The organism is Lysinibacillus sp. fls2-241-R2A-57 (genome assembly GCF_030209535.1).
Classification (GTDB): domain Bacteria; phylum Bacillota; class Bacilli; order Bacillales_A; family Planococcaceae; genus Lysinibacillus.
Genome location: NZ_JARVRU010000021.1, coordinates 79,908 through 93,900 on the forward strand (window position 1 = coordinate 79,908; position 13,993 = coordinate 93,900).

The following is a 13,993-nucleotide window of genomic DNA, read 5'->3' on the forward strand; positions in this document are numbered from 1 at the left end:
AACTTTTTGAGACGGCTTTTTACATTTTAGTAAGGTGTTTTGTTTGGTATTGGAAGGTACGTTATGGTAAGGAGCCTTTATGATCTGTTTTTAGGTATTTTTAATCAAAGATATTATAAAAATGTTTGATTTTTAGTTCGTTTATTATAAAAATAATATAAATTTACGATTTTGTGTTTCCTATATGACGATAATCTGATAGAATGATAATGTTCAGAATTAAAAAATGGAGGTAATAGCTGTGAAGTTGAAAATTAGCAAATGGCTCCAAAATTTAGGGATAGCTTGTAGTATTGCATCGTTATTTACACTTTTCTTCCGTCTATCAGATTTTGCATGGACAACAAAAAGTGTTTATCATATACCAGTATTTTTTGTCATTTTGTTTTTATTAGGTTTAGTTATTGCTGAGGATGTACGAAAGATATTTAAAAAAATATTTTGGTACGAAAAACGCAAGGTTAAGCGTCCTATTTGGCAAGTTGGGATTGGCTTCATTTTCTTCTTAGCACAAATCGGTACTGTAATGGTGTTTTATAGAGAGCTTACACAACCACAGCTTGGTGGTATGCCATTATTTTTAGTGTTTGCTTTTATGAATGCCTTTATGTTGACAGTAATATATGAAGAGCTTTTTTATCGTAAAGAAAAAACAAATGAAGTCAGTGAATAATATACAAGAAGTCAATTACAATGAGTGATTGACTTTTTTTGTGTAGACAAACCTAAGTTGTAGAAATTTTAGTGATTTTCATCGTTATGATTGGTAAAATATCCGTTTTCTCGATAAAGTAAAAGGAAGAGGCATTTTCAAACATACGTTTTCGTTTTACAATTAAGAGGACGACAACGCAGGAGGATAAAATCATGACAAAGGAAAAATTACTATTATTGGACGGCAATAGTTTAGCGTATCGTGCGTTTTTTGCGTTGCCATTATTAACGAATGATAGTGGAATTCATACAAATGCAGTGTACGGCTTTACAACAATGCTACAAAGAATATTAGGGGAAGAGCAACCAACGAAAATCTTGGTTGCCTTTGATGCGGGTAAGACAACCTTCCGTCATGAAACATTTACGGAATATAAGGGCGGTCGACAAAAGACTCCACCAGAATTATCTGAGCAGTTCCCTTATATACGTAAGCTTATTGATGCGTATGGTATTAAGCGATATGAGCTTGAATTGTACGAAGCGGACGATATTATAGGGACGCTTGCTAAAGAAGCTTCATCACAGGATATGGATGTCATCATCGTAACTGGAGATCGTGACTTAACGCAGCTCGCGACTGAGCAAACAACAGTATACATTACTAGAAAAGGTATTACAGAAATAGAAAAAAATACACCTGCCTTTATCGCAGAAAAATACGGCTTAACGCCTGAGCAAATTATTGATATGAAAGGTTTAATGGGGGATGCTTCAGATAATATCCCTGGTGTACCAGGTGTCGGCGAAAAAACTGCTGTTAAATTGTTAAAAGAACATGGTTCAGTGGAGTCGCTTTATGCGGCAATGGATACTGTGAAGGCGTCTAAAATGAAAGAAAAATTAGTTGCCAATGAAGAACAGGCATTAATGAGCAAAAAACTAGCTACCATTTTTACAGAGGCGCCGATTGATATAACGCTATCTGATCTAGCCTATAATGGTCCAAATGAGGAAGAATTAATAAGCGTGTGGCGAGAGCTTGGCTTTAAATCACTGTTAGATAAAAGTGATTTTACTGTCCAAGAGGAAGAACAAGCACCGTTTGACTATGAAATTGTGCAAGAAGTAAAGCCTGAGCATTTAAAGGATGTAATGGCAGCACACTTGGAGCTAGAGGATGAGCATTATCATACATGTCAGCAACTAGGTATTGCCTTAACTGATGGAACGCAAACAATATACGTGCCGTTTGAGATTGCGGCAAAATCAGATATTCTTCGCCTTTGGTTAGAAGATGCTACTAAAATAAAGTATATGTCTGATTCAAAGGCAGCTCAGGCGTCATTAAAACGTGCGGGAATTCGCTTAGCTGGTGTTGAATTTGACTTATTGCTTGCTTCTTATATTAATAACCCTGGGCTAAGTGGAGATGATGTAGCGACACTTGCGAAAGAACTGGGCTATCGTAATGTGCAGGCAAATGAGGCCGTTTATGGTAAAGGGGCGAAACGAGCTATACCGGCAATAGATGCACTTGCTGAGCATGCTGGCCGTAAAGCTTTTGCTGTGTGGTCTTTACAGCCAAAGCTAGAGGCATTGTTAAAGGAAAATGAACAGTTCGAACTTTATAAGAACTTAGAACTTCCGCTTGCTTCTATTTTAGGTGAAATGGAAAGTGAGGGGATCACGGTCAATCGCGCTACCTTGGAGAAGATGGGGCAGGAACTAAATGACAAGCTAGTTGTGATTGAGCAGGAGATCTATGCGGAGGCAGGAGAAGCCTTCAATATTAATTCGCCAAAGCAATTAGGTGTTATTCTCTTCGATAAACTTGGTCTTCCTGTTATTAAAAAGACAAAAACAGGCTATTCCACTGCAGCAGATGTATTGGAAAAGTTAAAACCAGAGCATGCCATTATTGAGCATATTCTTTTGTATCGTCAGCTAGGAAAATTACAGTCAACATATATTGAAGGCTTGCTCAAGGAAATCCATAAAGAGGATGGAAAGGTGCATACGCGATTCCAACAAGCATTAACAGCTACAGGGCGTTTAAGCTCAACTGATCCAAACTTACAAAACATCCCGATTCGTTTAGAAGAAGGCCGAAAAATTCGTCAAGCGTTTATCCCATCGAAAGAAGAGTGGATATTGTTTTCTGCCGACTATTCACAAATTGAATTGAGAGTATTAGCCCATATGTCTAAGGATAAAAATTTAGTGGAAGCTTTCCAAGAAGATATGGATGTTCATACGCGTACAGCAATGGATGTTTTCCATGTCTCAGCAGATGAGGTCGATAGCAATATGCGACGCGCTGCAAAAGCGGTAAACTTCGGTATTGTTTATGGTATTAGTGATTATGGCTTATCGCAAAACTTAGATATTACACGTAAGGAAGCTGCTACATTTATTGAGAAGTATTTTGCGAGTTTCCCAGGTGTAAAACAATATATGGATGATATCGTCCAAGATGCGAAGTTTAATGGCTACGTAACAACGATTTTAAATAGACGTCGATATTTACCTGATATTACGAGCTCAAATTTCAATCTAAGAAGCTTTGCTGAGCGTACTGCGATGAATACACCGATTCAAGGAAGTGCAGCTGATATTATTAAAAAAGCAATGATTGATATGGATGCTCGCTTGAAAAAAGAAAATATGCAAGCAAAACTTCTATTACAAGTGCATGATGAATTGATTTTTGAAGCACCTAAGGAAGAGATTGCATTGCTTGAAAAAATAGTACCTGAGGTTATGGAGAATGCGATCGAGCTTGCAGTACCGCTAAAAGTGGACTTCAACTACGGCGCGACTTGGTACGAAGCAAAATAAGGAGGGGTTAAAATGCCTGAGTTACCAGAGGTTGAAGGTGTCGTCCAGGCATTAAAACCTAAGATTGAAGGGCGCACAATTCAACGGGTTCAACTATCTGACATTATTCGTATTTCCTTTGGGGAAGGAAAGCAATGTATCGTAAAGCAAGCTGAGCCTGATGCATTTGAAATAACCTTGTCCCAAATGACGATTACAAAAATTGAACGACGTGCAAAATACATCTTTTTTCATTTAATGAAAGAGGATGTCCCTTATGTGCTTGTCAGTCATTTAGGGATGACCGGTGCATGGTTTGTGGTAAATTCGCCTGAGGAAATTAATGAAGCGAAATTTCAAAAGCATATTCATGCTACATTTCAAATGGCAGATGGAGGCTATTTAATTTACTCGGATATTCGCCGCTTTGGTGAACTACGTTTTTTAGCCAAAATTGAGGATCATGCACCATTAACAAAAATGGCACCTGAGCCATTCGATGAAATAGCATGTGATTATTTTATTGCGCAATCAAAGTTACCGAAATATGAGAAAAAGGCCGTTAAGGAAGTAATTATGGATGGGCAGGTCATTTCGGGCTGTGGCAATATTTATGCGACAGAAGCATTATTTACTCAAAAAATTCATCCGGCTCGCACGATGAACCGCATTAGTGAAAAGCGTAAGCGTGCTTTATTTGAGGCGATTGTCGCTATTTTGCGCCAAAGCATTGAAGCAGGAGGTTCAACTATTTCAGATTATCGTAATATCAATGGCGAGGCTGGAAGTATGCAGAATCGACTGCAAATGTATGGGAAGAAGATGTGTCCGACGTGTGAAACTGCAACAAGCCAAATGACGATAGGTGGGCGCACATCAGTCTTTTGCCCAAATTGTCAACATTAAAGGGGATTTAACAATGATTATCGGACTAACAGGAAGTATTGCAAGCGGAAAAAGTACAGTAGCAAAAATGATGTCAGCACTTGGTTTACCGATTGTCGATGCAGATATTGTAGCACGTGATGTTGTAGAACCAGGAACGGAGACTTTAAAGTTAATAGCTGAAAATTTTGGACAAGACATATTACTAGAAGACGGTAGCTTAAATCGTACGAAGCTAGGTGATATTATTTTCCACGAGCCTGCAAAGCGTAAAATTTTAAATGATATTATGCATCCTGCTATTCGAAAAGAAATGCTACGCCAACGCGATGCTTATTTAGAGGCTGGAGAAAAACATGTTGTGATGGATATTCCGCTTTTATTTGAAAGTAAGTTACAACATTTTGTCGAGCGTATTATCGTGGTTTCGGTTAGTGAAGAGGTACAGCTTCGTCGCTTAATGGAGCGTAACAACTTATCGAAGGAGGATGCACTAGCTCGAATGCATTCTCAGTTACCTATGTCGGTTAAAGAAAAAGGTGCCCATGCGGTTATTTACAATAATGAAAATTTAGAACATGCAGAGCACCAATTAAAAAAAATCCTGACATATTGGGACGTATTATAAATAAATTAAGAATCTGTAAAATCCTTTGATGCGGCTGGGACAAAACCTCATTTTTCTGCAGCGAAATTGGAGCGGAGCACAACGGTAGCAACAGAAATCTTTAATGAACTGCAGCTTTGAGATTTGTCGAGAAATTTTGATTGTTTATCGACCAACTTTATCGATTTATCAACCAACTTTTTTAGTTTATCAACCAACTTTTGAAAAATATCGACATTTATCTTCATGCAACACTAAATTTAACATCAAAAAAGCGCGAGAAATCAACGTTTCTAAATTGATTTCTCGCGCTTTTTAGGTTTTGGCCAGTTATGTCCCAGCCTCTTCATATTGTTGAAATCAACCCATCGTTTTGCCAAAGAGCCATACTTTATTTAATACGACACCTTAATTTAATTGACAAAATATTCATTAATAAGGATGTGTAACAACAACATTTTGCTATGCATTTTTTGTGGGTTTACGCCAAAAATAAGACTGAAATTTAACGATTTTATTTTTCAGAAAATAAGAACTTTAATATTATGACTTATATAATGTTCATCTTTTTTAAAATTGTGTTATACTATTCGCATAAAGTATATAATTAATTTGAGTATGTACTCACAGGAGGATTTTATAAATGACAGTATCAGTTGCTATTAATGGTTTCGGACGTATCGGACGTATGGTTTTCCGCCAAGCGATCGTACAAGAAGGTTTAAATATTGTTGCAATTAACGCGAGCTATCCAGCTGAAACGTTAGCACATTTGATTAAGTATGACACAAATCACGGAACATTTGAAGGTACGGTTGAACCAGCAGGCGATGCTTTAATTGTAAATGGTAAACGAGTTCAGATTATTAGCGAACGTGACCCATTAAAATTACCATGGGCAACAATGGGTGTGGATATCGTTATTGAAGCGACTGGTAAATTTAATGATCGTGAAAAAGCAGCAATGCACTTAGAAGCTGGCGCAAAGAAAGTTATCTTAACAGCACCTGGTAAAAACGAGGACGTAACAATTGTTTTAGGTGTAAATGACGAGAAACTAGATATCGCAAAACATGATGTTATTTCAAATGCTTCTTGTACAACAAACTGCTTAGCACCAGTTGCTAAAGTATTAAATGACACATTTGGTATCGAAAGCGGATTAATGACAACAATTCACGCTTATACAAATGACCAAAAGAATTTAGACAATCCACACAAAGATTTACGTCGTGCACGTGGATGCGCACAATCTATCATTCCTACATCTACAGGTGCTGCAAAAGCCTTGAAATTAGTGTTACCAGAATTAGAAGGCAAAATTCACGGTATGGCACTTCGTGTTCCAACACCAAACGTATCATTAGTTGACCTTGTAGTTGATCTAAATACAGACGTAACAGTAGATGCTGTTAATGCTGCATTCGTGAAGGCTGCTACAGAAGGTCCAATGAAAGGTATCTTAAACTTCTCAGTTGAGCCTCTAGTATCTTCTGATTACAATACAACAACTTACTCTTCTACAGTAGACGGACTTTCTACAATGGTAATGGGTAACCGCAAAGTAAAAGTACTTGCTTGGTACGACAATGAGTGGGGCTATTCTGCACGTGTTGTAGATCTTGTGCAAAAAGTGGCAAAAGCTTTAGAAACAGTAAACGCATAATAAATCAATTATGCCTCGGCATAATTGGACACCAGCTGGAAGAAGTTAAAATGAGCACGTTGAAATCCAAGTGATTTCGATGTGCTTTTTTTATTAAATCGATTATTGGTTTTGTATTGAAATCTAAAGTATGACCTAAGATAATTATTGGAATCTATGCTTGTACTTTCTCCTTGCAAGGTTTATCATGAGCACACTTGTATGAATGCGCTTTTCTTACACGTAGGAAATTTGTTATAATAGAAATATTAAATTGTTGTGAAATCAGGAGAGTAATTATATGAGATGTCCATCTTGCCAATTTAACGGAACGCGTGTAGTTGATTCGAGGCCAGTAGATGATAATAAAGAAATTCGTAGACGTCGTGAATGTGAGTCATGTGGCTTCCGCTTTACAACGTTTGAAAAAATTGAAGAGACACCGTTAGTTGTAGTGAAAAAGGAAGGTTCACGAGAAGAATTTAGCCGTGAAAAGGTACTTCGTGGACTTATTCGTGCTTGCGAAAAACGTCCTGTTTCTCTTGAAGTACTTGAGGGACTAGTAATGTCTATTGAAAAAGATCTTCGTCGCATTGGGAATTCTGAAGTCCGCTCTGAGGATGTAGGGGAAATGGTAATGGATCGCTTAGCGAAAATCGATGAGGTTGCTTATGTGCGTTTTGCATCGGTTTATCGTCAATTTAAGGACATTAATGTCTTTATTGAAGAAATCAAAGAGATTATTCAACGTCAGACAGAGCAGAAATCATAGGGAAAACAGAGAGGGTGAAAGACGTTGATCCATTTGTATAAGGAATTGCAGCCCGCGGATCCTTTTGACATTCGTCTACCTCATGCACTTTCTACGCAGGAACGTCAATTAGTAACGCTATTTTATCAGCCTTTAATTGGAGCGGAGCCAATCAGCCTTTATTTGACTCTATGGGCAGAAGCCGAGCAAATGCCAAGGCAGCAAATGACACATTATTTTTTAATGAACGTGCTAGGGCTTCCAATTGGTAAAGTATTTGAGGCACGTATTGCGCTCGAAGCAATTGGTTTGTTACGAACATGGAAAAAAGAAGATGCAGGCCAGCGTAGCTTTTTATATGAGCTGATACGTCCGCTTGATGCAGATAGCTTTATGAAAGATCCGCTGCTGTCGATGTTCTTATTTAGTAAAATTGGGGAACAAGCTTATCGGAAGTTACGTCAGCGTTTTATTCCATCTGCAAGAGATGCAGAATTTAAAGATGTATCACGTGTATTCATGGACGTTTTTAAGCCTGTTAGTTCAAAGATTCCAGATGATTTACAAACCAATACTAGTCGTAAGGATCAACAGCAAAAGGTATATCCGTTTTATTTTGAACAGTTTGACTTTGAACTGCTGCAGGCGGGCTTATCGGAGCAGCTTGTGCCGGCCAGTTTACTAACACTTGAGGTACGTGAAGCAATAGCAAAACTTGCATTTTTATATCGCTTAACTGCACTGGATATGCAAAAAGTAGTGATTCTTGCATTAGATGATGACCTAGGTATTTCACTGGAACGATTACGTAAGGCAGCTGCGGATTTTTATAAACTAACGGTATCAAAAGAGCCACCAAGGCTTGCTAGAGTGAGTGAGCCGTCAACTCTTGAAGAATCCGGACAAAAAACAAAGGATCAGGAGCTTCAGCATTATTTAGAGACGACTCCGCCAGTCCAAGTACTGCGGGATATTAATAATGGCAAAGAACCTCTACAGACTTCCGTACAGCTTGCTGAAAGTTTAATTGTTCAGCATGGAATGCCAGTAGGCGTAGTTAATGCACTTTTGGAATATGTAATGCTAACAACTGATATGAAGCTACCTAAAAAATATGTGGAAACGATTGCGGATCATTGGGTACGTAAAAATATTCAAACAGCAAAGGAAGCAATGGAGCTAGCACGCCAGGAGCATGATAAATACTCTGCGTGGAAAAATAAGCCACAGACACCGAGGAAAAGTAATCAGGGTGCTAAAGGACGTTCAGGTAATCAACGTGAAGAGAAGGTACCTGAATGGTTTTACAAACGTAACGAACAACAGGAAGAAAACACTTCAAGCACGATAGATTTTGAACGAGAGCGTCAAAAAATATTGGAAATGCTAGGGAAAAGTGATAAGTAAGGAGGGTGAGCGACAATCGAACCGATTAATGGACCATTAAAAAGAGCAATTAATGTACCATCATTTCAAGAACGTTATGAAGCGATGCGTCGAGAAATTTTAGAAAACCCTCGTGTACAAGAGTTTTTAACAGAGCATGCAAATGAGTTAAGCTATGAAACAATTGAACGAAATTTACCGAAGCTTCATGAGTTTATTAGTCAATCTACTACTTGCTGTGGCTGTGACAATACAGAAAGTTGTATAAACTATTTAAAAGGTTTTTTACCTACTTTACGTGTAGTGCGGAGTACCGTTGAAATTGATTATGTACGATGTGAGCAAAAGATACGTGAGGAAGAGCGTCGTGACGTAGCTAATATGATTGCGAGTATGCATATGCCAAAGGATGTGCTGCAAGCGACAATTCAAGATTTACTCATTGACGATGAATCTCGTGTTATGATTGCACAAAAAGCGGCACAATTTGTGAAGACAACATTAGAAACAGGAAAGCTTCCTGCAAAGGGTTATTATTTATACGGAAAATTTGGTGTAGGGAAATCTTTTGTATTAGGAGCACTTGCTAATGAGTTAGCTTCCATCAAAGTTCGTTCAGTAGTCGTTTTCGTGCCTGAATTTTTACGAGAAATGAAAAATGCAATTGGCGATAATACATTGAATGAAAAAATTGACTATGTAAAAAAGGCACCAGTGCTAATGCTTGATGATTTAGGAGCCGAGACAATGACCGCATGGACACGCGATGAAATTCTAGGGACTATTTTCCATTATCGCATGGCGGAGCAATTGCCAACGTTCATTACCTCTAATTTTAATTATGATGAACTAGAGCATCATTTATCACAGACGCAAAAAGGTGACATAGAAGTAGTGAAGGCTGGACGTATTATGGAGCGTGTCAAAGCCTTGACAGAGCCGATTGAAATGCGCGGCAAAAATCGACGTATGTAAGATTTGCAGTTGCATTTTATGGCAATCGAGCGTATACTGTCTCATATAATAAAATGCATTGATGAGGACATGAATTTTGTGTATCAGCTTTTAGAGAGGGAAGTCATTGGCTGTAAGCTTCCTAAGTTAGAACACATCATTTACTACCTACTGAGCAGCGAAGGGGATAATCTTTCGCCGGTCCCTAGCCCGTTAGCTAGCCTTGAGCTTCGTCTGACTTAAAAGAGTCGGAAGGAAGAAGGGTGGAACCACGAGCATACGCTTCGTCCCTTTTGTGAGGGACGGAGCTTTTTTTATTTTCATTCAGTAGGTGTTCAAACACCTACTAAATGAAAATAAAGCCTCCGGCGGATGTCACGGATTTTGAAAGGAATGAATTGTGCGTGCACAATTCAAAATCCGGACGCAATTACGCCAAGGCGAAATTGATTTTTTCGGGGATTCTTGGACTTCGAATCATGCATCATAAACAAACTTTAAGGAGTGCAAACAAAATGTCAGATATGATTAAATTAACTTTCCCAGATGGCGCTGTAAAGGAATTTGCAAAAGGCACATCTACTGATGACGTGGCATTATCAATCAGCCCAGGACTTCGTAAAAAAGCATATGCTGGTAAAGTAAACGGTGTCTTAGTAGATTTAAAAACACCAATTGAAGAGGATGCAACAATCTCGATTGTGACACAAGATGATGAGGAAGCACTTGAAATTCTACGTCACTCGACAGCACACTTAACAGCACAAGCGATTAAACGTTTATTCCCAGACGTTAAACTTGGTATTGGTCCTGTTATTGAAGGTGGCTTCTACTACGATATTGATGCACCAACAGCTATCACTGCTGAAGACCTACCGGCAATCGAAAAAGAAATGAAAAAAATTATCGCTGAAAACCTAGAAATAGAGCGCAAAAATGTTAGCCGTGCAGAAGCACAAGCGATTTATGAAAAAATCGGCGATGAATATAAATTAGAATTACTTGAAGCAATTCCAGCAGATGAGCAAGTTTCTATTTACCATCAAGGTGAATTTTTCGACCTTTGCCGTGGTATCCACGCACCATCAACAGGCAAGCTTCGTGAGTTCAAACTTCTTTCATTAGCGGGTGCTTACTGGAGAGGTAACTCAGATAACAAAATGCTACAACGTGTTTATGGAACAGCTTTCTTTAAAAAAGAAGATTTAAAACATCATCTTCAAATGCTTGAAGAAGCAAAAGAGCGTGACCATCGTAAAATTGGTAAGGAATTAGAATTGTTCACTTTATCTCAAACAGTTGGTCAAGGTTTACCACTATGGTTACCAAACGGCGCAACAATTCGTCGCATTATTGAGCGTTATATTGTAGATAAAGAAGTGCGTCTTGGCTACAAACATGTTTATACACCAGTATTAGGCTCGAAAAAATTATATGAAACATCAGGCCACTGGGGACATTACCAAGATGACATGTTCCCACCAATGGAAATGGATAACGAAACATTAGTATTGCGACCAATGAACTGTCCACACCATATGATGGTTTATAAATCATCAATGCATTCTTATCGTCAGCTTCCTATTCGTATTGCCGAGTTAGGAACACAACATCGATATGAAAGCTCAGGTGGACTATCTGGTTTACAACGCGTACGCGGTATGACTTTAAATGATGCGCATATTTTTGTACGTCCTGACCAAATTAAAGATGAATTTAAACGTGTTGTGAATTTGGTTCTTGAAGTGTATAAAGATTTTAATTTAAATGATTACAAATTCCGTTTATCTTATCGTGATCCTGCAGACACTGAAAAGTATTACGATGATGATCAAATGTGGGAAAAAGCACAAGGTATGTTAAAAGAGGCAATGGATGACCTTGGCTTAGATTATTACGAAGCTGAAGGCGAAGCGGCGTTCTATGGTCCAAAATTAGACGTACAAGTAAAAACAGCTATTGGTAAAGATGAAACATTATCTACTGTTCAACTTGACTTTTTACAACCAGAGCGCTTTGACTTAACTTACGTAGGAGAAGATGGTAAACCACATCGTCCAGTTGTTATTCACCGTGGTGTTGTATCAACAATGGAACGCTTCGTTGCCTTCTTAATTGAAGAATATAAAGGTGCATTCCCAACATGGTTAGCACCAGTACAAGTTGAAGTTATCCCAGTTTCAAATGAAGCACACTTTGATTATGCAAAACAAATTGAAGAGCAATTAACTGCAGCGGGCTTACGTGTTGAAATGGATGACCGTGAAGAAAAACTAGGCTACAAAATCCGTGAAGCACAAATGAAAAAAATCCCGTATATGCTTGTTATCGGTGATAAAGAAGTTGAGGCTGGTGGTGTAAATGTACGTCGCTACGGCTCAAAAGATTCAGAAACAATTAGCTTCGAGGACTTCCTAGCTAACATTAAAGCAGAAATTACAAAATAATTTTAACTTTTTAGCATGACGGAATTGATTTAAGTTGATTGGCGTGAAGGCTAGATAACTCTTGGGGATTAGCAATAGAGGAACGAAGGCTAAAACATCACTTCCTGTGATAAGGCCTTCGTGACCAACCTCGTGTCGGCCCGACGCCCCTAGGAAGCTTTGCTCTGTGCGAAAGCGTAGCGACAGCAACAAAGCGCCAAGCTGGAACGGAAATCAACCTCACATTATGATGCAAACCATTATAATAGTTGAGATTAAAAGTTTAGGTTACTCTATAAATAAAAAAGTTAAATAAACATTTGACAGCTTATGGAGTACATGTTAATATAGTTAAGGTTAATGAATACAAAGTTTGTGGTTGAAGTAGAGGCTGCCCGCTTCTCACCTGATACAACGCTCTTAAGCTGTGAACAGGTATGACACGTTGAATTGTTTTGCGTAGACTTGCGCATGCACATATAGCGGGCGGACATCTTCAAAAGTGTCCGTCCTTTTTTTATGGACATGACAAGAGGATGTACCGTTCAACCGGGCAAGGCTTTGCCCAAACCATGTATTCGCGACAACTACTTGGAGGTGGATTACTATTAGCAAAGACATGTATGTAAACGAAGGCATTCGCGCACGTGAACTTCGATTAATCGATCACAATGGTGACCAGCTTGGTGTAAAGACACGTAATGAAGCGCTAGAAATCGCCACTCGTGTAAACTTGGATCTTGTCCTTGTGGCCCCTCAAGCCAAGCCGCCAGTCGCTCGTATCATGGACTATGGTAAATTTAAGTTTGAACAGCAAAAGAAAGACCGTGAAATTCGTAAAAATCAAAAGGTCATCGTAATGAAAGAGGTTCGTTTGAGCCCAACAATCGATGAACATGATTTCCAAACGAAGCTACGTAATGCGATTAAATTCCTTGAAAAAGGTGATAAAGTTAAATGTAGCCTACGTTTCAAAGGTCGTGCGATTACACATAAAGACATTGGTCAACGTGTGTTAGATCGTTTTGCTGAAGCTTGTGCTGAAGTATCGACGGTTGAACAAAAACCGAAGATGGAAGGCCGAAGCATGTTCTTAGTTCTTCAACCAAAGAACGAGAAATAATATTAGACGAACAGTTTAGGAGGAATTCGACATGCCAAAAATGAAAACTCACCGTGGAGCTGCGAAACGTTTCAAAAAAACGGGTTCAGGTAAATTAAAATATGACCGTGCTTATGGAAGCCACTTATTCGCAAACAAATCTACGAAACAAAAACGTCACCTACGTAAAGCGAACATCGTTTCATCTGGTGACTTCAAACGCATCAAATCTTTACTTGTTTACATGAAATAATTTGACAACACAAAATAACTAATATTCATTTTTTAATGAAAAGCAGGAGGTAATTCATATGCCACGCGTAAAAGGCGGAACAGTGACGCGCAAACGTCGTAAAAAAGTATTAAAATTAGCTAAAGGTTACTACGGTTCTAAACATACATTATACAAAGTTGCTAACCAAGCAGTAATGAAATCAGGTCAATATGCATACCGTGACCGTCGTCAGAAAAAACGTGATTTCCGTAAATTATGGATCACTCGTATCAACGCAGCTGCTCGCATGAATGGTCTTTCATACAGCCGTTTAATGCACGGTTTAAAAGTTGCTGGTATCGAAGTTAACCGTAAAATGTTAGCTGATCTAGCTGTAACTGATGCAGCAGCATTCACTCAATTAGCTGAATCTGCTAAAAAAGCAGTAGCTAAATAATTATACCCTTACAAGACTGATGGACTTATCCGTCAGTCTTTTTTGGTGCGCCCGGCATGCGTATGAACTATAGGGTGTAAGTCCCGAACCCC

The 13,993-nt window shown here is 38.6% G+C and carries 14 protein-coding genes; all 14 read left to right on the forward strand.

From position 1 onward, the window contains the following. Positions 1-241: 241 nt before the first annotated feature. The 14 genes from QRN68_RS04320 (at position 242) to rplT (ending at position 13,901) form a co-directional block, all read left to right on the forward strand. A complete protein-coding gene (locus tag QRN68_RS04320; protein ID WP_285395463.1) occupies positions 242-673 on the forward strand; it encodes a DNA polymerase I in 432 nt (143 codons plus the stop codon). Between the two features lie 194 nt (positions 674-867). After that, entirely contained in the window at positions 868-3,495 is a 2,628-nt protein-coding gene (gene polA / locus QRN68_RS04325) for a DNA polymerase I (protein ID WP_285395464.1), read from the forward strand. 12 nt (positions 3,496-3,507) lie between these two features. After that, the gene (gene mutM / locus QRN68_RS04330; protein ID WP_285395465.1) at positions 3,508-4,380 is read left to right on the forward strand and encodes a bifunctional DNA-formamidopyrimidine glycosylase/DNA-(apurinic or apyrimidinic site) lyase; all 873 of its coding nucleotides are present in this window, start codon (positions 3,508-3,510) and stop codon (positions 4,378-4,380) included. Positions 4,381-4,393: 13 nt separating this feature from the next. Next, positions 4,394-4,987: a dephospho-CoA kinase gene (gene coaE / locus QRN68_RS04335; protein WP_285395466.1), complete on the forward strand. Its 594-nt coding sequence runs from the start codon at positions 4,394-4,396 to the stop codon at positions 4,985-4,987. Positions 4,988-5,090: 103 nt separating this feature from the next. Beyond that, a complete protein-coding gene (locus tag QRN68_RS04340) occupies positions 5,091-5,285 on the forward strand; it encodes a hypothetical protein (protein ID WP_285395467.1) in 195 nt (64 codons plus the stop codon). 324 nt (positions 5,286-5,609) lie between these two features. Continuing rightward, positions 5,610-6,632 carry a glyceraldehyde-3-phosphate dehydrogenase gene (locus QRN68_RS04345; protein WP_285395468.1) on the forward strand — a complete coding sequence of 341 codons (1,023 nt, stop codon included), beginning with the start codon at positions 5,610-5,612 and terminating at the stop codon, positions 6,630-6,632. 280 nt (positions 6,633-6,912) lie between these two features. Further along, complete coding sequence (gene nrdR, locus QRN68_RS04350) at positions 6,913-7,383, forward strand: transcriptional regulator NrdR (RefSeq protein ID WP_285395469.1); 471 nt, start codon at positions 6,913-6,915, stop codon at positions 7,381-7,383. A gap of 24 nt (positions 7,384-7,407) precedes the next feature. Then, positions 7,408-8,769: a replication initiation and membrane attachment family protein gene (locus QRN68_RS04355; RefSeq protein ID WP_285395470.1), complete on the forward strand. Its 1,362-nt coding sequence runs from the start codon at positions 7,408-7,410 to the stop codon at positions 8,767-8,769. Between the two features lie 24 nt (positions 8,770-8,793). Then, positions 8,794-9,723, forward strand: a complete 930-nt coding sequence (dnaI, locus tag QRN68_RS04360; RefSeq protein WP_285395477.1) for a primosomal protein DnaI — start codon at positions 8,794-8,796, stop codon at positions 9,721-9,723. 494 nt (positions 9,724-10,217) lie between these two features. Beyond that, positions 10,218-12,149 carry a threonine--tRNA ligase gene (gene thrS, locus QRN68_RS04365; protein WP_285395471.1) on the forward strand — a complete coding sequence of 644 codons (1,932 nt, stop codon included), beginning with the start codon at positions 10,218-10,220 and terminating at the stop codon, positions 12,147-12,149. A 166-nt stretch (positions 12,150-12,315) separates the two neighbouring features. After that, entirely contained in the window at positions 12,316-12,444 is a 129-nt protein-coding gene (locus QRN68_RS04370) for a hypothetical protein (RefSeq protein ID WP_285395472.1), read from the forward strand. Positions 12,445-12,747: 303 nt separating this feature from the next. Then, the gene (infC, locus tag QRN68_RS04375) at positions 12,748-13,251 is read left to right on the forward strand and encodes a translation initiation factor IF-3 (RefSeq protein ID WP_024363824.1); all 504 of its coding nucleotides are present in this window, start codon (positions 12,748-12,750) and stop codon (positions 13,249-13,251) included. A 31-nt stretch (positions 13,252-13,282) separates the two neighbouring features. Continuing rightward, the gene (rpmI, locus tag QRN68_RS04380) at positions 13,283-13,483 is read left to right on the forward strand and encodes a 50S ribosomal protein L35 (RefSeq protein WP_004226312.1); all 201 of its coding nucleotides are present in this window, start codon (positions 13,283-13,285) and stop codon (positions 13,481-13,483) included. A 58-nt stretch (positions 13,484-13,541) separates the two neighbouring features. Then, positions 13,542-13,901 (forward strand): 50S ribosomal protein L20, encoded by a 360-nt coding sequence (rplT, locus tag QRN68_RS04385; protein ID WP_049667524.1) that lies wholly within the window; start codon positions 13,542-13,544, stop codon positions 13,899-13,901. Positions 13,902-13,993: the final 92 nt, after the last annotated feature.